We start from the raw sequence: 23,050 nt of genomic DNA, 5'->3' as shown, positions 1-23,050 counted from the left end.
GTGTTACTGGAGGATGTACTTCTCGATTGCCTGCGCCACACCGTCTTCAGTGTTTGGCGCGGTCACCACGTCAGCCTGACGCTTCACCGCCTCTTCCGCCTGCCCCATGGCAATCGACAATCCCGCGCAGTGAAACATCGCCGGGTCGTTGCCACCATCGCCAATCGCCGCAGTCTGTTGCAGCGGGATGCCAAGGTGCTCGGCAATCGTCGCCAGTGCGGTGCCCTTGTTGGCCTCCAGCGCTGTCACGTCCAGATATACCGGTTGCGAACGCGAGACCTGAGCCATGCCGCTGACCTTGGCCAACAGGCGCGCCTCAAGCTCAATCAGCAAATCGGTGTTGTTACTGGTGGCGACAATCTTGTCGATGCGCTCCAGGTACGGCTCGAAACTCTCGACCACCACCGGCGGATAACCGAGACCGTGCTGTTCGCGCGGCACCATCGGCCCGTGCGGATCCTTGAGCAACCAGTCGCCACCGCTGAACACCCAGATTTCCACATCCGGCTGATCGGCAAACAACGCCAGGGCAATCAGCGCGGTCGGCACCGGCAGGTAATGCGCCACCAACAGGCTGCCATCCGGGTTGACGATGGTGCCGCCATTGAAGGCGGCGGTCGGCAGATCGACACCCAAGGCTTCGATCTGCTGCAACATGGCTTTGGGTGGACGCCCGGTGGCCAGGCTGAACAACACGCCGGCCTCGCGCAGCGAACGAACGGCGTCGATGGTGCGTTGGCTCAGGCTGTGATCGGGCAGCAACAGCGTGCCGTCCATGTCACTCAGTAAAAAACGGATCGACTCACTCATCCCAGACCATGCCAGACGCGACCATCGCGAGTCAGCAGATCATTGGCGGCTTGTGGGCCGTCTTCCCCGGCAGCGTAAGTCTGCACGCTCGCATCCTGTTGCCAGGCATCAAGGAACGGTTGCACCGCGCGCCAGCCGTTCTCGATGTTGTCGGCACGCTGGAACAGCGTCTGGTCGCCGGTCAGGCAGTCATAGATCAGCGTTTCGTAGCCGGTGGACGGCTGCATTTCGAAGAAGTCCTTGTAGGCAAAACCCAGCTCGATGTTGGCCATGTTCAGCGCCGGCCCCGGCCGCTTGGCCAGCAGGTCGAACCACATGCCTTCATTGGGCTGGATCTGGATGCGCAGATAGGTCGGCTGCAACTCGTCGACCTCGGTATCCCGGAACTGTGCGTACGGCGCTGGTTTGAAGCAGATGACGATCTCGGTGTCGCGCACGCTCATGCGCTTGCCGGTGCGCAGGTAGAACGGCACGCCGACCCAACGCCAGTTGTCGATCATGACTTTCAGCGCGACGTAGGTTTCGGTGTTGCTGTCAGGCGCCACGTTGGCTTCCTGGCGATAGCCATTCAACGCTTTGCCGTCGACCTCGCCGGCGCGGTACTGACCGCGTACCGAGTTGGCTCGCGCCTCTTCAACACTCCACGGGCGGATCGCGCCGACCACTTTGGCCTTCTCGCCGCGCACGGCGTCAGCGCCAAATGCGGCCGGCGGTTCCATGGCGACCATCGCCAGCAGCTGGAACAGGTGATTGGGCACCATGTCACGCAGCGCACCGGTGTGCTCGTAAAAACTGCCACGGGTTTCAACGCCGACGGTTTCAGCGGCGGTGATTTGTACGTGGTCGATGTAATGGTTGTTCCAGAAGGCCTCGAACAGGCTGTTGGAGAACCGGCTGACCAGAATGTTCTGCACGGTTTCCTTGCCCAGGTAATGGTCGATCCGATAGATCTGTTTCTCGGACATGACCTTGAGCAGGCAGGCGTTCAACGCTTCGGCGGTTTGCAGGTCAGAGCCGAACGGCTTCTCGATCACCACCCTTCTGAATGCTTCCGGGGTTTCCTCCAGCAACTTGGCGGCGCCGAGACGGCGTACCACTTCACTGAAAAAGCGTGGCGCGGTGGCCAGGTAGAACACCGCATTGCCAGTGCCGCTGTCGGCAATTTTTGCCGCCAGCGCGGAATAAGTGCTGTCGTCCAGGAAGTCGCCCTGGACGTAGCTGATGCCTTTGGCGAGCTTGGCCCACAAGGCCGGATCAAGCATCTGATCGCCCTTGCCGACTTTCGCCGCCACTTCGGTACGGATGAAGTCTTCGAGTTTTTGCGCGAAGGCCTCATCGGTAATGGCGTTGTGATCAACGCCGACGATCCGCAGATTCTCGTCAAGCAAGCCGTCGCGACTGAGGTTGTACAGCGCCGGCATCAGCAAGCGCTTGACCAGGTCGCCGTGGGCACCGAACAGAAACAGCGTGGTCGGTGGTGCGGGTTCTGCCTTGGATTTTCTGCGGATCGTATGGGTCATTTCTTCGGTGTCTCCACGTGGCCGCCGAAGCCGAAGCGCTGGGCCGAGAGAATCTTGTCGCCAAAAGTGCCCTGACCGCGCGAGCGGTAGCGCGAGAACAGCGAGTTGGACAGCACCGGAACCGGCACCGCCTGCTCCATGGCCGCTTCGATGGTCCATTGACCTTCGCCGCTGTCAGCCACCGAACCGGAGAAGCCGTCGAGTTTCGGATCGCTGGCCAGTGCGTCGGCGGTCAGGTCGAGCAGCCAGGACGAGACCACGCTGCCACGGCGCCAGACTTCGGCGATGTCGGCCACGTTCAGGTCGAAACGCTGATCTTCCGGCAGACGCTCGCTGGACTTGGTCTTGAGAATGTCGAAGCCTTCGGCGAACGCGGCCATCATGCCGTACTCGATGCCGTTGTGAATCATCTTCACGAAGTGCCCGGCACCGGCAGGGCCGGCGTGGATGTAGCCGTGCTCGGCGCGGTGATCCTCGGACTTGCGATCCTTGGTGCGTGGAATGTTGCCCATACCCGGCGCCAGCGCTGCGAACAGTGGGTCCAGACGGTTCACGGTCTCGGCGTCGCCGCCGATCATCATGCAGTAGCCGCGCTCCAGGCCCCAGACGCCGCCGGAGGTACCGACGTCGATGTAGTGCAGGCCCTTCTCGGCCAGGGTTTTCGCCCGGCGGATGTCATCCTTATAGTTGGTGTTGCCGCCGTCGATGATGGTGTCACCGGCTTCCAGCAAGTCGCTCAAAGCGTTGATGGTGTCTTCGGTCGGCGCGCCGGCCGGCAACATGACCCATACCGCACGTGGCTTGGCCAGGCCTGCCACCAGAGCGGGCAGGTCGGCAACGCCGGTGGAGCCCTCGGCGACCAGGTTATCGATGAAAGCGGTATTGCGGTCGTAAACAACGGTGGTGTGACCGTTGAGCATCAGACGTCGCGCAATATTGCCGCCCATGCGGCCCAGTCCAATAATCCCGAGTTGCATGTGCTGATGCTCCTTACTACAAATAAATGTGTGTCATTGGTTATAGCCCAACGCGACTGATGGAGGTTAGTCCAGAGCGTTGCGATGAAGTTTCCGGGCATTGTGCCCGATCCAGACTGATAACGCCCCGAATCCTGCCGAAGACACACCGACCATGAAAAATAAAAAAGTTCCATTCACGGGCAAAAGAAATCAAAATTGGCGCCGATAGCAAGTCAGTAGCCCCGACGCGGGGACGATTTGCAGTTGAGACACGCCATTTGCGAGGTGAGCAATGGGCACAGTACACACAGCAATGCCGCCACAAACCCTGTACGTCACGATCCGTCGCGATGAATTGCGCCAGTTGAAAGACGAGCGCGACCAGTTGAAGCAGGAGCTGGCGCAGCTGCGCTCGCTGACCCAGGGCGCTCAGCCCAAACCTCTGCCGGTGGTCCAGCGCCATCCGCACGCCTGACCGGCCCCGCCAGCTTCGGGAACGGCGCCTGTCGTTCCCGACATGATGCTCTCCTGCCCCTGATCGGCAACTAACGAAGTTTTCACACTGCCTTGGTGATACTCCGGCGCATTCTGGCCGTGCGTTTGCGCGCGGCCTCCGTTCGTCGGTTTGATGTAGCGTTCCGGCGGTGGTTAGTGACGATGAGCTGGAGTGCTGAATGGCATTGTTCAAACGCAGCAAAACGACTGCGACAGGTTTCGACTGGGCCGGGGTTCTCTGGCTGTTCGCTTTCTTCTGGTATTTCTCGGGCATCACCCAACTGTTGATCCAGCTGACCGGCACCTCCGGTTTCAGCGGTTTCCGTCAGGCATTCGTGATGAGCGCGCTGTGGCTCGCCCCGATGCTGGCGTTTCCCAAACGCACCAAACTGCTTGCCGCGCTGATCGGCGTAGTCCTGTGGGCTTGCTCCATGGCCAGCCTGGGTTATTTCTTCATCTATCAGCAGGAATTCTCGCAAAGCGTCATCTTCATCATGTTCGAGTCGAACATCTCTGAAGCCGGCGAGTACATGACGCAGTACTTCGCCTGGTGGATGATCCCGGCGTTCCTCGCCCATACCGCTTTCGCCTATTTCCTGTGGACCCGCCTGCGCCCGGTGTACATGCCTCGTGGCCGCGCGTTCGTGGCCGCGATCGCGATCATCTTCGCCGTAGTCGGCTACCCGCTGATCAAACAGACCCAGCGTACCGGCAGTTTCGCCGGCGGTTTCGAGAAGTTCGAAGACCGCATCGAGCCAGCCGTGCCTTGGCAGATGGCGGTGGCTTACCACCGCTACCTCGACACTCTGGCCGGCATGCAGGACATGCTGCACAGCACCAGCAAGGTGCCGCCGCTGCATAACCTGAAAGTTGCCGACGCCGATAAACCCTCGACCCTGGTGCTGGTGATCGGCGAGTCGACCAACCGTCAGCGCATGAGCCTGTACGGCTATGGACGCAATACCACCCCGGAACTGGACAAGCTCAAGGATCAGCTCGCGGTATTCGACAACGTCATCACCCCGCGCCCTTACACCATTGAAGCGCTGCAGCAGGTGCTGACCTTCGCCGATGAAGAAAACCCTGATCTGTACCTGTCCACGCCGTCGCTGGTCAGCATGATGAAACAGGCCGGTTACAAGACCTTCTGGATCACCAACCAGCAGACCATGACCAAGCGCAACACCATGCTCACGACCTTCTCCGAGCAGGCCGACGAGCAGGTGTACCTGAACAACAACCGCAACCAGAACGCCGCGCAGTACGACGGTGACGTGATCGAGCCGTTCAACAAGGCGCTGACCGACCCGGCACAGCGCAAGCTGATCGTCGTGCACCTGCTCGGCACTCACATGAGCTACCAGTACCGTTATCCGCCGACCTTCGACAAGTTCCAGGACCGTACCGGCGTGCCGGCCGGCGTACGTGACGATCAGGTGCCGACCTACAACAGCTACGACAACGCCGTGCTGTACAACGATTTCGTGGTGTCCAGCCTGATCAAGGACTACGCCAAGTCCGATCCGAACGGTTTCCTGCTGTACCTCTCCGACCACGGTGAAGACGTGTTCGACTCGGCCGGCCACAACACCCTCGGCCGTAACGAGAACAAACCGACCGCGCCGATGTACACCATTCCGTTCATGGCCTGGGCGTCGCCGAAATGGCGCGAGAACCACGACTGGAACTTCGCCGCCGACCTGGGCCGGCCGTACAGCAGCTCGCACCTGATCCACACCTGGGCGGACATGGCCGGTTTGAGTTTCGATGAACTGGACCGCAGCAAGAGCCTTGTCAGTGACAGCTTCAAACCGCGTCCGCTGATGATCGGCAACCCGTACGAACGCGAGCAGCGCGCCTTGATCGACTTCAGCCTGATGAAGCCGAAAAAGGTCGACCCTGCCGCAGCGAATATCGTGCAGCAGTAACGCCTGGAAGGCGCCGGTTTCGAGAGATCGCAACCGGCGTAACGCATAAAGAAAAAGCTCCGTATCGCCAGATACGGAGCTTTTTTCGTTTTGGGCGGACAGGATGCCCGCTATTACGGGGCTCTGCTGTGCCGCCTGAGGAAAATCGGAGCAGCCAGCAGGCTCGCCGTATCTTCTTCCCTGAAAAAGCAGCCAGCGCGCCCAGAGGGCGTCAGTAAAACTCGCCGCCGGGCTCAAGGCTTTTCCCGGCACAAAAACAAACGCCCCGAACAAGTCGGGGCGTTTGTGGGTGTATTCGCTTGGGTGCATTCACACCCTTCACGTTGCAGATCCGGCGCTATCAGTAAGCCTTGCCGGTCTTGTAGAAGTTCTCGAAGCAGAAGTTGGTGGCTTCGATGTAGCCTTCAGCGCCACCGCAGTCAAAACGCTTGCCCTTGAACTTGTAGGCCATGACGCAGCCGTTCTGGGCCTGCTTCATCAAGGCATCGGTGATCTGGATTTCACCGCCCTTCCCTGGCTCGGTCTGTTCGATCAGGTCGAAGATGTCCGGGGTCAGGATGTAACGACCGATGATCGCCAGGTTCGACGGCGCGTCTTCCGGCTTAGGCTTCTCGACCATGCTGTGTACGCGGTAGATGTCGTCGCGGATCATCTCGCCGGCGATCACGCCATACTTGCTGGTTTCCTGCGGATCGACTTCCTGAATGGCGATGATCGAGCAGCGGAACTGCTTGTACAGCTTGACCATCTGGGTCAGTACGCCGTCGCCTTCGAGGTTGACGCACAGGTCGTCCGCCAGTACCACGGCGAACGGTTCGTCACCGATCAGCGGGCGACCGGTGAGGATCGCGTGGCCCAGACCTTTCATTTCGGTCTGACGGGTGTAGGAGAACGAGCACTCGTCCAGCAGCTTGCGGATGCCGACCAGGTATTTTTCCTTGTCGGTGCCTTTGATCTGGTTTTCCAGCTCATAGCTGATGTCGAAGTGATCTTCCAGTGCGCGCTTGCCGCGACCGGTCACGATCGAGATTTCAGTCAGGCCAGCGTCCAGAGCTTCTTCAACGCCGTACTGGATCAGTGGCTTGTTTACCACCGGCAGCATTTCTTTGGGCATGGCTTTAGTCGCTGGCAGGAAGCGAGTACCGTAACCGGCTGCTGGGAACAAGCATTTCTTGATCATATAAGTCCTTGAAAGGGCTGTGTGTACGAGTTTCGGCGCAGTCTAATCAGGCGGCGTGCACCTTACAATGCCCCGCACTGGCTAACCGATGCCAACATAGAGAAATATTCTCGCCGATAGTTCCGTTGGCGACTTCGACCAGCGAAATCAGAGTAGCTCAAACACGCAAATGCGCTGCATCACCATACGCTCATCATCCCCCAATGTGAGGATTTGTCGGTATCATGGCGCCTTTGAACCAGCGAACGAGACAGATAGATGGCCGCGGTAAAAATCATCAACGGGTATGTGATCGACAAGAAAGACGGCAAGTGGAACCTGACCACTACCAATGGCGAACACATCGCCGGTCCTTTCGACAGCGAGCAGCTGGCGACTGATGTAGCGTCGGTGTTCACTGATACCCCTGCGTCGTCCAAACGCCGTGGCAAAGATCAGGACTGATCTGTTGCGACACATGCCGAGCCCTGCCCTTGTGCAGGGCTTTTTTGTGGCCGATCGCAGCATTATGAAAACAAGTGGCCAATCGCTATAACCTTTTCATGCTGGCGCTGTCAGAGCGTTTAGCCCCTCCCTCGCTGAAGACGACACACTTATGAACATGAACAGAATGCTGCCGCTGATCGCGGTATTGGCCCTCGGTGGCTGTGCCACCTCGGAAACCACCTACCTGAACAACGGCGAACAGGGCTTGAGCATCGACTGCTCCGGGGAAGCCAACTCCTGGGCTACGTGCTACGAAAAGGCTGACGCCTCCTGCGCCGGCACCGGCTATCGCATCGTCGGTACCGACGGCACGCCGGCGCCCAAGGAAAGCGACAAGACCCTGGGGGTCGACGTCGGCAACTACAAGAATCGCAGCGTGGTGGTGGTCTGCAAATAGACCCTACATGTGGATCTCGGCGAACTTGATCCCGAGTCCGCGCACGATCTCGATCAGGTCGTCGAGCCGGGTAAAGGACTCGACTTCGTCGTTATCGTCCACCAGAAAATAGCTGCGACCGGCGCTCTTCTTGAAAAACACGATCCATTCGCCCGAGTTCGCCGGATTTTGAATCACATGCGTGGCAGAGATAAGGCCCTCTGCATGCCGTTCCCGTACTTGCTCTCGCTTCATGCGCGACTCCAGAAATGAAAATGCCGTCACAGCAAGACTGTGACGGCATCGGTGCTGATGGCCGTTATTCTATCAGCCGGAAATACAGGCATTGGCGGCGTTTTGCACGTCACGGGGACGAATCGGCACATTGGACATCCGCTCATGCAGCTTGATGCTGCTGCCGCCGGAGCGGTCTTCGATATCAAACACCGCAGCCGCGCCGGTGGAAAATTTCCCGGGAACAATCACTCGCACGCCATCCTTGTGCGGCTGCATCTGCAGCGCGCCGCGGCTGTTGGCAAGCTTGTCGGCCAGGCACTGAGCATACTCATGGGGTTTCTTGCCGGAAATCACGCTCATGGTGGGCAAGGTTTCGTTGATTTCGGAAACACTTGCGCAACCACCCATGACCAACATCAACGGCAGACACACCACACCCCACTTCATACAAATACCTCCCATAAAGACCCTCGGACAGCAGTAATGCCATTTTTCTCCGAGGCTTACTCCATTAAACCCGCATGGAATCGCGAATAACTGTTTTTAATTGTCAAAGCAGCGCTCGACGGCGGGATAATAACCCGTTCGGGCTGATAAACTGCGCCAATCGCACATGCTATCGTTTTGATTTAGTAGAAAAAGCCCTTCTGGAGGCGCCCATGAAATTCATTCACCAGCGCGAGCACCTCAACGAAGACGACATCGTCGTCATCCAATGCTCGCAAACCTGCAACATCCGCTTGATGAACGACGCCAACTTCCGTGCGTTCAAGAACGGCGGCCGCCACACCTACCACGGCGGCGCTTTCGACACGTTTCCTGCGCGCATCACCGCGCCGAGCACCGGTTTCTGGAACATCACCATCGACACCGTCAACCGTCGCGCCATCAGCGTCACGCGCAAGCCGACCCTGACCCACTCGATCAAGATCATCCGCCGCTCCAGCTCCAAACTGAGCTGAGTCGCCCCTGACACAAAGGTAAGCACGACCGTGGCCCAAACGACCAAATACGTCATCAAATACAAGCTCAACGGCGAACGCCGTTTCGAGTTCGCGCAACTGGAAAACGGCACCGTCGAAGAGGCCAAGGCCGCACTGGACGCCATCCATGGCACCACCGAAGACGTGATCAGCGACATCGCCGTCAGCAAAGCCCTGTAACGCAACACTCGGGGATTCGACCGCAAGCGGCGGAGTGTTCTGCCGCCGGTATTTGCCCAGACTGACAGCCTCGACCAAAGGGTTCAGGAGTCAGCATGTCAATGTCCCCGTCTCGGCTGGATGCGCTCGATTGGGCAAGCCTCGAACAGCATCTGGATCAATATGGCTATGCCATCGTCCGCTCGTTGCTGTCGGCGCAAACCTGTGAACGCTTGAGCGCCCTGTATTCGCAGACCGAACCGTTTCGTTCGCAGGTCATCATGGCCCGCCACGGTTTCGGTCGCGGGGAATACAAGTACTTCAGCTATCCCCTGCCGACAGCCATCGAACGTCTGCGCACTGCGTTTTACCCGCGCCTGGTGCCACTGGCCAACCGCTGGTACGAACGCATGAACGTGCCTGTACGCTTTCCCGCAACCCATTCCGAGTTTGTGCAGCGCTGTCAGGCTGCTGGCCAACTGCGGCCGACGCCATTACTGTTGCAATACGGCCCGCAGGACTACAACTGCCTGCATCAGGATCTGTACGGAGAACTGGTTTTCCCACTGCAAGTGGCGATTCTTCTGTCGCAGCCCGGAGAGGATTTTACCGGTGGCGAGTTCATCCTGACCGAGCAGCGTCCACGTATGCAGTCGCGCCCGCACGTCGTGGATCTGCACAAGGGTGACGCGGTTATATTCGCGGTCAACCAGCGACCGGTCAGCGGCACTCGCCGCGACTATCGAGTGACCATGCGTCACGGCGTCAGTCGCCTGCACAGCGGAAATCGGCATACTCTGGGCATCATCTTTCACGACGCATCATGAACACCATGCACCCGACCACCTTTGACCTGTTCGCCGACCACGAACCCGAGCAACAACCCCGCGCCGAGCAGATCGGCGAACAATCGTGGGTGTTGCGCGGCTTCGCCCTGCCGGTTGTAGACCGACTGCTGCCCGCGCTGGATACCATTGTTGCCGCAGCACCGTTGCGCCACATGATGACCCCGGGCGGTTTCAGCATGTCGGTGGGCACCAGCAGTTGCGGAACGCTGGGCTGGATCACCGACCGTAGCGGTTATCGCTACAGCACCGTGGATCCGCTGACCGGCAAGCCCTGGCCGGCGATGCCAGAAGTGTTGTCAGAACTGGCGCGCAAAGCAGCACAGCGCGCTGGATTTGCCGACTTTCATTCAGACTCCTGCCTGATCAACCAATATGTCCCCGGGGCCAAAATGTCTTTGCATCAGGACAAAGACGAGCATGCCTACGCGGCGCCAATCGTGTCGCTGTCATTGGGGTTGCCGGCGATGTTCCTGTTCGGTGGTTTTTTGCGCAGCGACAAGAGCCAGCGCATTCCTCTGCTGCACGGCGACATGGTGGTCTGGGGCGGGGTCGATCGCCTGCGTTTTCACGGTGTGTTGCCGATCAAGCCCGGGCGCCATCCGCAGTTGGGCGAACGCCGGGTCAACCTGACCTTTCGTGTCGCCGGGTGATCTGAAAAGTTTGACCGCAAGGCCCGGAGTGTTACCAACATTGCTGCTGGTTAACCTGAATCAAACAGGTCAACGGACTACTCGCCATGAAAAAGCTTTCGCCCATCATCAACGTTGAAACCGATCCACGCTGGGCTGCCGTCGTTGCACGGGACCCGCGGGCCGACGGGCAGTTTGTCTATGCGGTGAAAACCACCGGCATCTATTGCCGCCCCAGCAGCCTTTCGCGTTTGCCCAAGCCGCAGAACGTCGAGTTCTTCGACAATGCCGAAGCCGCCGAAGCGGCGGGTTACCGTCCGAGCAAACGCACGAGCAAGGATCAGACTGAAGTCGCCAGCCAGCACGCCGCGACCGTGGCGATGGCCTGTCGGAAGATCGAGTCGAGTGAAACAGTGCCCGCGCTCAATGAACTCGCCGAGGTCGCCGGCCTCAGCCCCTTCCATTTTCATCGCGTGTTCAAGGCTGCTACCGGCCTGACGCCCAAAGGCTACGCAGCGGCGCACCGCTCGCGCCGGGTGCGTGAACGGCTTGCAGACGGTGGCTCGGTGACTGACGCGTTGTACGACGCAGGTTTCAATTCCAACAGCCGCTTTTATGAGTCAGCCGACAAACTGCTGGGCATGAAACCCGGCGACTACCGCGCTGCCGGACGCAACAACGACATTCATTTTGCCGTTGGCCAATGTTCGCTCGGAGCGATTCTGGTGGCGCAAAGCGAGCGCGGCGTGTGCGCGATTCTGTTGGGTGACGACCCGCATCAACTGGTGTGCGATCTGCAGGATCAGTTCCGTCAGGCCAACCTGATTGGCGCCGATGCCGGCTTCGAGCAGTTGATTGCCAAGGTGGTGGGTTTCATCGAAGCGCCAGCGCTGGGCCTCGACTTGCCACTGGATGTGCGTGGCACCGCATTTCAGGAACGGGTGTGGCAGGCGTTGCGGGAAATCCCGGTGGGTCGCACCGCCAGTTACGCGGAGATCGCTCAGCGAATTGGCGCGCCGACCTCCATGCGCGCCGTGGCGCAAGCCTGCGGCGCCAACCGTCTGGCCGTGGCGATTCCCTGCCACCGCGTGGTGCGCAGCGATGGCAATCTGTCGGGGTATCGCTGGGGCGTGGAGCGTAAGCGCCAGTTGCTGGAGCGCGAAACGCAGCCTTAGTGGACGCCGATATAGACCGCCACTGACTCGGGGCCGGTATAGGCCTCGTAGTCCGTGGCGTAACGGCGCTGAATCTGCGGATTCAGCTCAAAAAACTTCCAGATCTTTCCCCAGGTCGAGATGACCGCGTCAGGCAACGGCCCCTGCGCCTCGAACACCAGATACTCGCCCGCTTCGATCCGCACGGACTCGAAGTCTTTGACTGAAGCATTCACGGCAACGCCAGCGGTAACGTCAAACGCCCCCGAAGCATCCGACTCGTAAGCCGAATACACGCCATAAATCGGCGAATGGGCTGACTTGCCGGGAATGGTTTCGGCCAATTCCTCGCCGAAAAAACGACCCCACATCGGGCCGATTTTCGCGGTTTCGGCTTGGTGCTCGGCGGCGTTGGTGGTGCGCACGCGCAGGCCGGCAACGGTGAAGGCGTCGATTTGCTGTCGTTTCAAATCCATCGAAATTGCGGCTCCCTGTATAGAAGTGCGGCCACACAGGGCCGCAATGACGCCTACTCTGTCAGCGATTGACGTCGACCACAACCCTGCCGCGAAGCTGTCCGGCAAGCAACTTCGGCGCCGCATCGATGACTTCGCTGAGGGCGATTTCATGGCTGATCAAGGGCAGCAGGGCGAAGTCCAGATCCTCGGCCAGACGCTCCCAGGCCTCAATCCGCCGTGCCTTTGGCTGGGTCACGCTGTTGATCCCGGCCAACGTCACGCCGCGCAGAATAAATGGCGCCACCGACGCCGGAAAATCCATGCCCTGGGCCAGACCGCAGGCTGCCACCGTGCCCTCGGCGCGGCTACTGGCGCAGGCGTTGGCCAAGGTGTGACTGCCAACCGAATCGATCACTGCGGCCCAGCGTTCCTTGGCCAGCGGTTTGCCTGGTTCCGACAAGGTTGCGCGGTCGATGATCTCGCCGGCGCCCAATTGCTTGAGGTACTCATGCTCCGACACCCGACCGGTGGATGCCACCACGCGATAACCGAGTTTGCTGAGCAAGGCGATGGCGAAACTGCCCACTCCGCCATTGGCGCCAGTCACCAGCACTTCGCCCTGATCCGCGGACACGCCGTTACGCTCCAGCGCCAGAATGCACAGCATCGCCGTGTAGCCGGCGGTACCAATGGCCATGGCTTGCGCCGCGGTAAAGGCTTTGGGCAACGGAATCAGCCAGTCGCCATTGAGCCGCGCCTTTTGCGCCAACCCACCCCAGTGACTCTCGCCCACACCCCAGCCGTTGAGCAGCACCTGGTCACCGGCCTGGTAGTCGGGATGCGAACTGACTTCGACCGTGCCTGCCAGATCGATCCCCGGCACCATCGGGAACTTGCGCACCACCGGGCTGCTGCCGGTAATCGCCAGACCGTCCTTGAAGTTCAGCGTGCTGTACGCGACCTTCACCGTCACGTCGCCTTCAGGCAACTGCGCTTCGTTGATCTGCTGCAGGCTGGCGCGGTAACCGCTGTCGTCTTTGTCGATCAAAATGCCGTTGAACATGGCTGCCTCTCAATCAATGGATTCAAATCCTCGTGCCCTGGAATAACACAAAGCAACACATTGCCCCACTCGACTTTGCGCCAATTCGCGAATCCGCCCGGTAATTGTGAAGCGGGCGGCTATGCTTTTTCGACGGTCGTGCTTTCGCTGCCATCCTGCTGAAAGCGGCCCTGTCGATGGAGCTGACAATGTCTTACCCGCGCTCGTTGCTTGCGATACTGATGCTGTGCCTGCTGACCGTTGGCGACACTTGGGCGGCCCCGGCTACCGCCGGCAAACCTGTCGCTGCCGACGCTGCCCCGAGCGCGCCGACGTGGCCGCAAGTGATCACCAGCGGCAAAGCCAAACTGACTGTTTACCAGCCGCAACTCGACAGCTGGGATGGCTACACCCTGAGTGCCCGGGCTGCCGTCGAAGCCACCGGCGCCGACGGCAAACCCACCTTCGGCATCGTCCAGTTCAGCGCGCACACGCTGGTCGACAAGGCCACGCGCTGGGTCGCACTGGATCAGTACAAGATCATCAAGGCCGACTTCCCTGCCGACGCCGGTCAGGCCGACGTCTGGCTCGGCGCGCTGCAGAAAGATGCCGAAAGTCGCAAGAAAACCATTTCCCTCGACCAACTCGAAGCCGCCGTCGGCGTGCTGTCGGCAGAGCAGAAAGCCGACAGCGCGCCACTGGAAAACACCCCGCCGACGATCCTCAGTTCCGAGTTTCCGGCGCTGCTCGTCTACATCGATGGCGACGCCGTGTACCGGGCGGTCGATGGCACCGCGCTGCAACGGGTGATCAACACCCGCCCGCTATTGCTCAAGGACGCCGAGGGCAAGCACTACCTGCATGTGTTCGATGGCTGGATGGCCGCTGACAGCCTCAGCGGCGAATACACGCGTCTGACCGCACCATCGGCCGATCTGGAGAAGGCCAAACAGGCGGCGATCCAGAGCCGTCAGGTCGATCTGCTGACCGGGCAGAGTGATCCGAAAGACAAGGTCCCAAACCTGGCCAAACCGCCGCAGCCGAAAATTTTCATCGCCACCACGCCCACCGAGCTGATCGTCACCGACGGCGCAGCGCAGTGGCTGCCAATTCAGGGCACCATCTGCTCTACGTGAGCAACACCACCGGGCACATCTTCAAGGAAATCGGCGACCAGAACAGTTACGTGCTGATTTCCGGGCGCTGGTTTCGCGCTGCCGACTTGCGCGGCCCATGGACGTTTACCCCAGCGGACAAACTGCCGACAGATTTCACCAACATCCCGGATGACAGCCCGAAAGAGAACGTCAAGGCCTCGGTCGCCGGCACGCCACAGGCCAAGGAAGCCGCGATCGCGGCGACCATCCCGCAAACCTCGGCGATCAAGAAAAGCGCAGTGAAAATGACCGCACCGCAGTTCGATGGCGAGCCACAGTTGAAGGCAATCAACAGCACATCCCTGCAGTACGTGGTCAACAGCGCGACGCCGATCATCCGGGTCGACAACGACAGCTGGTATGCGGTGGAAAACGGTATCTGGTTCAGCGCCACCTCGGTGAACGGACCATGGAGCGTGGCCAGTTCGGTGCCGGCGGTGATCTATTCGATCCCGCCGAGTTCGCCGATGCATTACCTGACCTACGTCAAAGTCTATGAGTCCAGCGGCGACACCGTGGTGGTCGGCTATACCCCGGGTTATCAAGGGTCGAATCTGGATCCGGCCACCGGCGTGGTGGTCTACGGCACCGGTTATCCGTACACGCCGTGGGTCGGCAGCGTCTGGTACGGGCCACCGGTGACCTACGGTTTCGGCGTCGCCATGCGCTACACACCGTGGACCGGCTGGACCTTCGGTTTCGGCTTCGGCTGGAGCTGGGGCGGCAACACCGTGGCGATGGGTTGGGGCTGGGGCGCTTATCCATGGTGGGGCAATTATGGCTGGGGTTACGCCTGGGGGCCGCGCCTGTATCCGGCGCCACTGGCCTGGGGTGGCGCCGCTTATGGTTATCGCGGCGGAGCTGTGGCCTGGGGGCCCGGTGGTTGGGCTGGCACCACCGGCAATATTTATCGGCAGTGGGGCGACCGCGCGACGGTGAGTCGCTATGGCGCCGGATACAACGCCTGGACCGGCAATCGCTGGGCCGGCCAGGTCGGTTCCTCCTACAACTCACGCACCGGCATTGCGGCGGCGGGCCAGCGCGGGGCCGTACACAATGTCTATAACGGCAATTATGCGGCCGGGCGCAGCGGTGAGGTGGTCGGCCCAAACGGTGGCGCCATCGCCGGTGGACGGGTGACCGCAGGCAACGCTCGCAATGGCACCCAGATCAGCGCCAATCGTGGTGCGGTGTACAACCCCAACACCGACAAGACCACACAATATGCTGGCGTCAAGGGACGCAACGGCGGCGCCGCGCGAGTGGGTGACAACGTCTACGCCGGGCACGATGGCAACGTCTACAAGAAGACCGACAATGGTTGGCAATCGATGGTCAAGGGCAGCCCGAACCGCACGGCACCGGTCAACAACAATGCGCAGTTGCAAAACCTCAATCGCGAATCGGCCGCGCGCAACTTCGGCAACCAGCGCACCAACAACTTTCACAACTCCTCGCAAGTCATGAACCGTTCATTTGGTGGCGGCGGTGGCGGCGGTTTTCATCGACGCTGACGGCGCACGACTCTGCGTACGCGGAAAATTCGCACTGGCCCTGAGTCCGGTTTTGCTGTTAAAAAACCGGTTCTGCCGTCCCTGCCCCGTTTCATCGTTCGGAGAATCGCTTCCATGAGCCAATGGCCTGACACTCGCATTCTTGACCTGCTTGGCATTGAACTGCCGATCATCCAGGGCCCAATGGCCGGTGCCACGAACTCGTCCATGGTGGTCGCCGTGTGCAACGCCGGCGGCTTGGGTTCGATGCCTGCCGCAATGCTCAGCATCGAGCAGTTGCGCGAAGAGCTGAAGACCATTCGCGAGCACACCGGAAAGCCGTTCAACGTCAATTTCTTCTGCCACCAGCCACCGGCCGCCGATGAGCAACGCGCACAGGATTGGAAAAACCTGCTGGAGCCGTACTACCGCGAATTGGGCGTCGATTTCGACGCACCGACACCGGTTTCCAACCGGGCGCCATTCGATGCGGCAGCGTGCGCCGTGCTCGAAGAGTTTCGTCCCGAGGTGGTGAGCTTTCACTTTGGTCTGCCGGAGAAATCCCTGCTGGATCGGGTCAAGGCCACAGGTGCGAAAATCCTCTCGTCCGCCACCACTGTCGATGAAGCGGTGTGGCTTGAGCAAAACGGTTGCGACGCGATCATCGCCATGGGTTACGAGGCTGGCGGGCATCGCGGGATGTTTCTCAGCGATGACCTGAGCAGCCAAGTCGGCACCTTTGCGCTGGTGCCACAGATCGTCGATGCGGTGAAGGTGCCGGTGATCGCTGCCGGCGCCATTGCCGATGCGCGCGGGGTGGCGGCGGCGTTGCTGCTGGGTGCATCGGCGGTGCAGGTTGGCACCGCGTACCTGTTCACGCCGGAAGCGAAAGTCAGCGCCTCCCATCACCAAGCGCTGCGCACCGCCAAGGAAAGCGAAACCGCGATTACCAACCTGTTCACCGGGCGCCCGGCTCGCGGCATTCTCAATCGGGTGATGCGCGAAATCGGCCCGATGTCACCGAAAGCCCCGGCGTTCCCGCTGGCGGGCGGAGCGCTGATGCCGCTACGGGCCAAAAGCGAAGCGCAGTTCAGTAACCTCTGGGCCGGCCAGGCTTTCCCGCTGGGCAAGGAGCTGAGCAGCGCCGAATTGACCCGGGAACTGGCGCAAGGCGCGCTGGCAAAACTGGTCCGGCGCTGATCCGATACAGGATGAGGCACGGTGCAGCCTTATCCTGTATACAACAGCACTTCCTGTTTAGCGGCATTTCGCTATATATTTCGCTATATAGCGTTTCACCCTTCGCATCGGTGCAGTCCACCTCCAACAATAACTGCCCTCTGCACTCGCCCATAACGGAGCTGTTACATGACCATTCGTGCCCCACGTTTTGCCCCAACCTGCCTGGCCACCCTGCTTTCGGTATTCGCCTTCGGTGTCGCTCAGGCTGATGAAGTGCAAGTGGCGGTTGCCGCTAACTTCACCGCGCCGATCCAGGCAATTGCTGCCGATTTCGAAAAAGACACCGGGCACAAACTGGTTGCCGCCTACGGTGCCACTGGCCAGTTCTATACCCAGATCAAGAATGGCGCGCCATTCGAAGTGTTCCTCTCGGCGGACGACACCACGCCGGAAAAACTGGAAAAAGAAGGCGACACCGTCAAGGGTTCGCGCTTCACCTACGCCATCGGCACTCTGGCCCTGTGGTCGGCGAAAGACGGTTATGTCGACGCCAAAGGTGAAGTCCTGAAGAAAAATGAATACCAGCACCTGTCCATCGCCAATCCGAAAGCCGCGCCATACGGTCTGGCCGCCACTCAAGTGCTGGAAAAACTCAAGCTGACCGAGGCGACTAAAGCCAAGATCGTCGAAGGCCAGAACATCACTCAGGCCTACCAGTTCGTGTCCACCGGTAACGCCGAACTGGGTTTTGTCGCGCTGTCGCAGATCTACAAGGACGGCAAGGTCACCAGCGGTTCGGCGTGGATCGTTCCAGCGAGCATGCACGACCCGATCAAACAGGACGCGGTGATTCTCAACAAAGGCAAAGACAGCGCCGCCGCCAAAGCGCTGGTTGAATACCTCAAAGGCCCGAAAGCCGCTGCGGTGATCAAGTCCTACGGTTATCAGCTGTAAATGTCGCTGACGAGTGCCGACTTCGCGGCGATCTGGCTGACCCTGAAACTGGCGTCCCTGACCACCGCTATCCTGCTGGTCGTCGGCACTCCGATTGCCCTGTGGTTGTCGCGCAGCCGTTCCTGGCTGCGCGGCCCCATCGGCGCAATCGTCGCCCTGCCCCTCGTACTGCCGCCGACCGTGATCGGCTTTTATCTGCTGCTGGCGATGGGGCCCAATGGCTTTCTCGGCCACTTCACGCAATGGCTGGGTCTGGGCACGCTGACCTTCAGTTTTACCGGGCTGGTGATCGGTTCGGTGATTTATTCCATGCCGTTTGTGGTGCAACCGTTGCAGAACGCGTTCTCCGCCATCGGCACCCGCCCACTGGAAGTGGCCGCGACCTTGCGCGCCAATCCCTGGGACACTTTTTTCAGCGTGATCCTGCCGTTGGCCCGCCCCGGTTTCGTGACGGCGGCGATCCTCGGGTTCGCGCATACCGTCGGTGAATTCGGCGTGGTGCTGATGATCGGCGGCAATATTCCGGACAAGACCCGAGTGGTTTCGGTACAGATCTACGACCATGTCGAGGCGATGGAATATGCCCAGGCCCACTGGCTGGCCGGGGCGATGCTGGTGTTTTCGTTTCTGGTGTTGCTGGCGCTCTACTCCAGCCGCAAGACCCGCGCGGGCTGGAGCTGATCGATGATTGATGCACGTCTGAAAATCGCTTATTCGGGTTTCAGCCTGGATGTCGATCTGCATTTGCCGGGGCGTGGCGTGACTGCGCTGTATGGTCATTCCGGGTCGGGCAAAACCACTTGCCTGCGCTGTATCGCCGGGCTTGAGCGGGCTGAACAGGGCTTTATCACGATCAACGACGAAGTCTGGCAGGACAGCGAACGGCGGATTTTTGTCCCGCCGCACAAACGTGCAATCGGTTACGTGTTCCAGGAAGCCAGTCTGTTTCCGCACCTGTCAGTGCTGGCCAACCTGCAATTTGGCCTTAAACGCATCACCAAGGCTCAGCGCCGGGTCGACATGGCGCAAGCCACCGAGCTGCTGGGCATCGGCCATCTGCTGGAGCGTCATCCGCAGCATCTGTCCGGCGGCGAACGCCAACGTGTCGGCATCGCCCGCGCGCTGTTGACCAGCCCAAAACTGTTGCTGATGGATGAGCCGCTGGCCGCCCTCGACAGTCAGCGTAAAAATGAAATCCTGCCGTACCTGCAACGTCTGCACGACGAGCTGGACATCCCGGTGCTTTACGTCAGCCACGCGCAGGACGAGGTGGCCCGCCTGGCCGATCATCTGGTGCTGCTCAGCGACGGCAAGGCCCTGGCCAGCGGCCCGATTGGCGAGACCCTTGCCCGGCTGGACCTGCCAATGGCGTTGGGCGACGACGCCGGGGTGATCATCGAAGGCCAGGTCAGCGCCTACGATGCCGAGTACCAGTTGCTGAGTCTGCAATTGCCGGCGACTGCCATGAACATCCGTGTGACTCACGCGCCGATGACGGTCGGTCAGGCCCTGCGCTGCAAGGTGCACGCCCGCGACATCAGTCTGGCCCTGCACAACAGCGAGGCCAGCAGCATCCTCAACCGCTTGCCGGTGACCGTGGTCAGCGAGCTGGCGGCGGACAACACCGCGCATGTGCTGATTCGTCTGGATGCCGGCGGCACACCGCTGTTGGCGCGGATCACGCGGTTTTCCCGGGATCAGCTCGGCATCCACCCGGGCCAGCATTTATGGGCGCAGATCAAGGCCGTCGCCGTGCTCGCCTGAATTGGTTGGCACGACGGCCACGGCGCGCGGTCAATCGCTGTAACAGAGCGATTCGCCAAGGACACCGCCATGCCCGACACCGCACTAGCCGACGTCTTACCGCCCGACCTGCATTACGTCGACGATACTCAACCCGGCCTCACCCGTAAAAAGCTGCGCGGCAAGTTCGCCTATTTCGATCCGGCCGGGCAGCGCATTACCGACCCTGATGAGATCAAACGGATCAATTCGCTGGCAGTGCCGCCGGCCTACACCGATGTCTGGATCTGCGCCGATCCGCGTGGCCATTTGCAGGCCACCGGACGCGACGCCCGGGGCCGCAAGCAGTATCGCTATCACCCACGCTGGCGCGAGGTGCGCGATGCCGACAAGTACTCGCGCTTGCGTGAGTTCGGCCTGGCGCTGCCGAAGTTGCGTAAACAGCTCGAAACCCTGCTGGACGCCCCCGGCTTCAGCCGCGACAAAGTCATGGCCACGGTCATCACGCTGCTCGACGCCACGCTGATTCGTGTCGGCAATACCCAATACGCGCGGGACAACCGCTCCTATGGCCTGACCACCCTGCGCAGCCGGCATGTCGAGGTCAACGGCAGCGCGATCCTGTTCCAGTTTCGCGGCAAAAGCGGCATCGAACACCAGATCACCGTCAAGGATCGTCGCCTGGCGCGCATCATCAAGCGCTGCCTGGAAATCCCCGGACAGAATCTGTTTCAGTATCTGGACGAACACGGCGAGCGGCACACCGTCAGTTCCCACGACGTCAACAGCTACCTGCAAACCCTCACCGGTGCCGACTTCACCGCCAAGGATTACCGCACCTGGGCCGGCAGCGCACTGGCCCTTGCGGTATTGCGCGAACTGCAATGGGAGTCGGAAGCCGAGGCGAAACGGCACGTGGTGGAGATGGTCAAGAGCGTATCCAAACAGCTGGGCAACACCCCGGCGGTGTGCCGCAAATGCTACATCCATCCGGCCGTGGTCGAGCGTTTCCTGCTCGGTGCGCTGGCCGAACTGCCACGCCCGCGGGTGCGCAAGGGCTTGCGTTCCGAGGAAGTGGCGCTGGCGATGTTTCTCGAGCAAATGATGGACGCGTCTTGATCGCGCTGGATGGGTGAACTAGGCTAGCCACCTTTCCCCCTTCCGGACGACCGCAGACAGTGAACAATCAAGCCTTCTGAGAATGTAATCGCGACACGCGCTGAATAGCGCCTGTCAGTCTTCACGACATTTTTCGGAGGTGCCGATGACTCACGTCTCGCGTACGCCTGCACTCGTCTCGCTGAATCAAACGACTTTTCAGTTCGCCAATGGCGAGACGATTTTCAACGACCTGAATCTGCATTTCGATCACACCCACACCGCCATCGTCGGGCGCAACGGCTTCGGTAAAAGTGTGCTGGCCAAGCTGATTGCCGGACACTTGCAACCGACTGCCGGCAGCGTGACGTGTTCGGTTCCATTGGCCTATGTAGCGCAAACATTCACCACCGAAGCGGGACAGACCGTGGCCGACGCCACGGGCACCGCGGCCGCTCTTTGCGCATTGCAACGGCTGCAGTCTGGCGAGGCGGCGACGGAAGATTTCGATATCCTCGGCGAGCGCTGGGATCTGCCCGAACGCCTGCGCCAATCGCTGGATAACGCCGGTCTGCCGGACATTGCTCCCACGGATCTGACCCAACCGCTGAGCGGCGGTCAGCAGGCGCGGCTGGCGTTGATCGGGGCGTTCCTGAGTCCGGCGCGCCTGTTGGTGCTGGATGAGCCGACCAACCATCTCGACGGCCCCGGCCGCGACTGGTTGATGAGCGAACTGGAACGCTGGCGCGGCGGATTGATCGTCGTCAGTCACGACCGGCAATTGCTTGAGCGCATGCAGCGTATCGTCGAGCTGACGCCGCTGGGTGTCACGGTGTACGGCGGCAATTTTTCCGCTTACCGGCAGCAACGACAGATCCAGCAGGCGGCGGCGCAAGCGACGCTGGATCAAAGCCGAACCGAGCGCCGGCGCGAGCAGCAGCGCTTGCAAAACGAGCACGACACCATCCAGCGGCATGCCGCCCGCTCACTGCGCAATGCCAAAACCGCCAACGTCTCGGGCTTCGAACGCGCCGGCCTGAAAGGCGCCGCGAGGCAGATCATGGGCCAGGTGCGTCATGGTCATCAGCAGCGCAAATTCGAACTCGATGCGCAGGTGCGCGATGCCTATGCCAAAGTACTCCCGGACGATGTGGTGCTGATGAACCTGCCCGGCAGCGCAGTGCCTGCTGCGCGTAGGGTCTGTACGCTGATTGATGCGTGTGTGCCATGGTTGCCGGCGCAACTGTTTAATCTCGCGCTGAGCGGGCCCGTGCGCGTCGCCGTCAATGGTCCGAATGGCTGCGGTAAATCGACGTTGCTCAGGTTGCTCGCGGGCCAATTGCATCCCGCCAGCGGCGAATGCATCACCCATGTTCCCGTGGCTTATCTGGACCAGCATTTGAAGCTGCTGGATGATCGTCTCAGCGTCATCGAGCAATTGCTCGCGCTGCAGAGTCCGTTGAGTGAAAGTGCATTGCGCGGGCATTTGGCTCATCTGCAACTGGACGCGCAACGGGTCACCCGACCGAGCGCGTCACTGAGTGGTGGCGAACGCTTGAAAGCCGCGCTGGCTGTGGCGTTGTGGGGCAAGACGCCTGCGCAACTGTTGCTGCTCGATGAGCCGAGTAATCATCTGGACCTGACATCGGTTCAGGCTTTCGAGCAGGCATTGCAGACGTTTCCCGGCGCAATTGTCGCGGTTTCCCACGATCCTGAGTTTCTACAGGCGTTGAAACCGACGCATCGTCTGGATTGGGATGCCACAGAATGGCGGCTGCAACCGACGAACTGACTGGCTATTTTTTGCACGATTGGCCAAGGCTTCTATAGTTGATCTGACACCTATTTGCTGTGGTGACGCCATGGAAGACATCTTTGTCGTAAAACGCTGCAACAAGATCATCATTCACGGTCGCCGCGCCGGGGAAAGCCAACATGAACCCGCTGAGGCCAGCAGCTGGTTTCGGATCAATGACACCCGCACCGGCGGCTTCATCGGCGATGGCTACGATCTTGAGGAAGATGCCCGACGCGAATGCCGACGGCTCAACGCGGCCAGCTCGCCGCTGCCGGCGCGACAATCGGCCGGCTGATGCAATTGACAGGCGGGGTCTATACTCAAAGCAGCTGACGGACCAGCGCCCCAACGGCAGAGAGCT

At 60.6% G+C, this 23,050-nt stretch carries 26 protein-coding genes; 18 read left to right on the top strand and 8 right to left on the bottom strand.

The annotated features are described in order from the left end of the window. Nucleotides 1-3: 3 nt before the first annotated feature. The 3 genes from LOY52_RS12510 to gnd are packed head-to-tail and all read right to left on the bottom strand — an operon-like array spanning nucleotide 4 to nucleotide 3,307. Nucleotides 4-810 (bottom strand): HAD family hydrolase, encoded by an 807-nt coding sequence (locus LOY52_RS12510; protein WP_258679677.1) that lies wholly within the window; start codon nucleotides 808-810, stop codon nucleotides 4-6. Further along, nucleotides 807-2,330: a glucose-6-phosphate dehydrogenase gene (gene zwf, locus LOY52_RS12505; RefSeq protein ID WP_047598529.1), complete on the bottom strand. Its 1,524-nt coding sequence runs from the start codon at nucleotides 2,328-2,330 to the stop codon at nucleotides 807-809. The genes LOY52_RS12510 and zwf overlap by 4 nt, the downstream gene beginning before the upstream one ends. Continuing rightward, nucleotides 2,327-3,307 carry a phosphogluconate dehydrogenase (NAD(+)-dependent, decarboxylating) gene (gene gnd / locus LOY52_RS12500; RefSeq protein ID WP_258679676.1) on the bottom strand — a complete coding sequence of 327 codons (981 nt, stop codon included), beginning with the start codon at nucleotides 3,305-3,307 and terminating at the stop codon, nucleotides 2,327-2,329. Before gnd ends, zwf begins: the two co-directional genes overlap by 4 nt. A 274-nt stretch (nucleotides 3,308-3,581) precedes the next feature. Here gnd and LOY52_RS12495 point away from each other — a divergent pair, with 274 nt between their 5' ends. Together LOY52_RS12495 and LOY52_RS12490 are read left to right on the top strand one after the other, a co-directional pair. Beyond that, complete coding sequence (locus LOY52_RS12495; RefSeq protein WP_007964649.1) at nucleotides 3,582-3,764, top strand: DUF6026 family protein; 183 nt, start codon at nucleotides 3,582-3,584, stop codon at nucleotides 3,762-3,764. 199 nt (nucleotides 3,765-3,963) lie between these two features. After that, nucleotides 3,964-5,712, top strand: coding sequence for a phosphoethanolamine transferase CptA (locus tag LOY52_RS12490; RefSeq protein WP_258679675.1), 1,749 nt, complete (start codon nucleotides 3,964-3,966; stop codon nucleotides 5,710-5,712). A 340-nt stretch (nucleotides 5,713-6,052) separates the two neighbouring features. On the opposite strand, the gene galU is transcribed toward LOY52_RS12490, so the two are convergent. Continuing rightward, entirely contained in the window at nucleotides 6,053-6,892 is an 840-nt protein-coding gene (gene galU / locus LOY52_RS12485) for a UTP--glucose-1-phosphate uridylyltransferase GalU (RefSeq protein ID WP_007912230.1), read from the bottom strand. 258 nt (nucleotides 6,893-7,150) lie between these two features. Here galU and LOY52_RS12480 point away from each other — a divergent pair, with 258 nt between their 5' ends. Both LOY52_RS12480 and LOY52_RS12475 read left to right on the top strand, forming a co-directional pair. After that, a complete protein-coding gene (locus LOY52_RS12480; RefSeq protein WP_007964653.1) occupies nucleotides 7,151-7,336 on the top strand; it encodes a hypothetical protein in 186 nt (61 codons plus the stop codon). Nucleotides 7,337-7,487: 151 nt separating this feature from the next. Further along, nucleotides 7,488-7,775 carry a hypothetical protein gene (locus tag LOY52_RS12475; RefSeq protein WP_007964655.1) on the top strand — a complete coding sequence of 96 codons (288 nt, stop codon included), beginning with the start codon at nucleotides 7,488-7,490 and terminating at the stop codon, nucleotides 7,773-7,775. A 3-nt stretch (nucleotides 7,776-7,778) separates the two neighbouring features. Here the strand turns inward: LOY52_RS12475 and LOY52_RS12470 are convergent, their stop codons facing one another. Beyond that, nucleotides 7,779-8,009: a hypothetical protein gene (locus LOY52_RS12470; RefSeq protein WP_258679674.1), complete on the bottom strand. Its 231-nt coding sequence runs from the start codon at nucleotides 8,007-8,009 to the stop codon at nucleotides 7,779-7,781. A 72-nt stretch (nucleotides 8,010-8,081) separates the two neighbouring features. Then, nucleotides 8,082-8,438, bottom strand: coding sequence for a hypothetical protein (locus LOY52_RS12465; protein ID WP_258679673.1), 357 nt, complete (start codon nucleotides 8,436-8,438; stop codon nucleotides 8,082-8,084). Nucleotides 8,439-8,650: 212 nt separating this feature from the next. Between LOY52_RS12465 and LOY52_RS12460 the strand changes: the two genes are divergently transcribed. The 5 genes from LOY52_RS12460 (at nucleotide 8,651) to ada (ending at nucleotide 11,785) form a co-directional block, all read left to right on the top strand. After that, nucleotides 8,651-8,953, top strand: a complete 303-nt coding sequence (locus tag LOY52_RS12460; protein WP_024164475.1) for a DUF1883 domain-containing protein — start codon at nucleotides 8,651-8,653, stop codon at nucleotides 8,951-8,953. A gap of 30 nt (nucleotides 8,954-8,983) precedes the next feature. After that, the gene (locus tag LOY52_RS12455) at nucleotides 8,984-9,154 is read left to right on the top strand and encodes a hypothetical protein (RefSeq protein WP_096796544.1); all 171 of its coding nucleotides are present in this window, start codon (nucleotides 8,984-8,986) and stop codon (nucleotides 9,152-9,154) included. Nucleotides 9,155-9,249: 95 nt separating this feature from the next. Continuing rightward, nucleotides 9,250-9,960, top strand: a complete 711-nt coding sequence (locus LOY52_RS12450; protein ID WP_258679672.1) for a 2OG-Fe(II) oxygenase — start codon at nucleotides 9,250-9,252, stop codon at nucleotides 9,958-9,960. A 5-nt stretch (nucleotides 9,961-9,965) separates the two neighbouring features. Next, nucleotides 9,966-10,631: a DNA oxidative demethylase AlkB gene (gene alkB / locus LOY52_RS12445; RefSeq protein ID WP_258679861.1), complete on the top strand. Its 666-nt coding sequence runs from the start codon at nucleotides 9,966-9,968 to the stop codon at nucleotides 10,629-10,631. A gap of 86 nt (nucleotides 10,632-10,717) precedes the next feature. Beyond that, nucleotides 10,718-11,785 carry a bifunctional DNA-binding transcriptional regulator/O6-methylguanine-DNA methyltransferase Ada gene (gene ada, locus LOY52_RS12440; protein ID WP_258679671.1) on the top strand — a complete coding sequence of 356 codons (1,068 nt, stop codon included), beginning with the start codon at nucleotides 10,718-10,720 and terminating at the stop codon, nucleotides 11,783-11,785. On the opposite strand, the gene LOY52_RS12435 is transcribed toward ada, so the two are convergent. Next, nucleotides 11,782-12,240, bottom strand: coding sequence for a GyrI-like domain-containing protein (locus LOY52_RS12435; RefSeq protein WP_258679670.1), 459 nt, complete (start codon nucleotides 12,238-12,240; stop codon nucleotides 11,782-11,784). The two genes, ada and LOY52_RS12435, sit on opposite strands and share 4 nt — an antisense overlap. A 61-nt stretch (nucleotides 12,241-12,301) precedes the next feature. Beyond that, nucleotides 12,302-13,285, bottom strand: coding sequence for an MDR family oxidoreductase (locus LOY52_RS12430; protein WP_258679669.1), 984 nt, complete (start codon nucleotides 13,283-13,285; stop codon nucleotides 12,302-12,304). 188 nt (nucleotides 13,286-13,473) lie between these two features. Between LOY52_RS12430 and LOY52_RS12425 the strand changes: the two genes are divergently transcribed. The 9 genes from LOY52_RS12425 to LOY52_RS12385 all read left to right on the top strand — a co-directional run bounded on the left by LOY52_RS12425 (nucleotide 13,474) and on the right by LOY52_RS12385 (nucleotide 22,984). Then, nucleotides 13,474-14,400 carry a hypothetical protein gene (locus LOY52_RS12425; protein WP_258679668.1) on the top strand — a complete coding sequence of 309 codons (927 nt, stop codon included), beginning with the start codon at nucleotides 13,474-13,476 and terminating at the stop codon, nucleotides 14,398-14,400. Next, entirely contained in the window at nucleotides 14,364-15,935 is a 1,572-nt protein-coding gene (locus LOY52_RS12420; protein ID WP_258679667.1) for a hypothetical protein, read from the top strand. The genes LOY52_RS12425 and LOY52_RS12420 overlap by 37 nt, the downstream gene beginning before the upstream one ends. A gap of 114 nt (nucleotides 15,936-16,049) precedes the next feature. After that, nucleotides 16,050-17,114 (top strand): nitronate monooxygenase family protein, encoded by a 1,065-nt coding sequence (locus LOY52_RS12415; RefSeq protein WP_258679666.1) that lies wholly within the window; start codon nucleotides 16,050-16,052, stop codon nucleotides 17,112-17,114. 168 nt (nucleotides 17,115-17,282) lie between these two features. After that, on the top strand, nucleotides 17,283-18,050 hold the full coding sequence (gene modA, locus LOY52_RS12410) for a molybdate ABC transporter substrate-binding protein (RefSeq protein ID WP_258679665.1): 768 nt from the start codon (nucleotides 17,283-17,285) through the stop codon (nucleotides 18,048-18,050). Beyond that, nucleotides 18,051-18,731, top strand: coding sequence for a molybdate ABC transporter permease subunit (modB, locus tag LOY52_RS12405; protein ID WP_003225407.1), 681 nt, complete (start codon nucleotides 18,051-18,053; stop codon nucleotides 18,729-18,731). Between the two features lie 3 nt (nucleotides 18,732-18,734). Beyond that, nucleotides 18,735-19,814, top strand: coding sequence for a molybdenum ABC transporter ATP-binding protein (modC, locus tag LOY52_RS12400; protein WP_258679664.1), 1,080 nt, complete (start codon nucleotides 18,735-18,737; stop codon nucleotides 19,812-19,814). A gap of 69 nt (nucleotides 19,815-19,883) precedes the next feature. Beyond that, nucleotides 19,884-20,912 carry a DNA topoisomerase IB gene (locus LOY52_RS12395; protein ID WP_258679663.1) on the top strand — a complete coding sequence of 343 codons (1,029 nt, stop codon included), beginning with the start codon at nucleotides 19,884-19,886 and terminating at the stop codon, nucleotides 20,910-20,912. A gap of 145 nt (nucleotides 20,913-21,057) precedes the next feature. Beyond that, on the top strand, nucleotides 21,058-22,683 hold the full coding sequence (locus LOY52_RS12390; protein WP_258679662.1) for an ATP-binding cassette domain-containing protein: 1,626 nt from the start codon (nucleotides 21,058-21,060) through the stop codon (nucleotides 22,681-22,683). Between the two features lie 70 nt (nucleotides 22,684-22,753). Next, nucleotides 22,754-22,984 (top strand): hypothetical protein, encoded by a 231-nt coding sequence (locus LOY52_RS12385; RefSeq protein ID WP_007964938.1) that lies wholly within the window; start codon nucleotides 22,754-22,756, stop codon nucleotides 22,982-22,984. The last annotated feature ends 66 nt before the right edge of the window (nucleotides 22,985-23,050 follow it).

The organism is Pseudomonas sp. B21-051 (assembly GCF_024748795.1).
Lineage (GTDB): Bacteria > Pseudomonadota > Gammaproteobacteria > Pseudomonadales > Pseudomonadaceae > Aquipseudomonas > Aquipseudomonas putida_A.
Note: the sequence above shows the minus strand (reverse complement) of the source record. Positions and strands in the feature narration are given on the sequence as shown.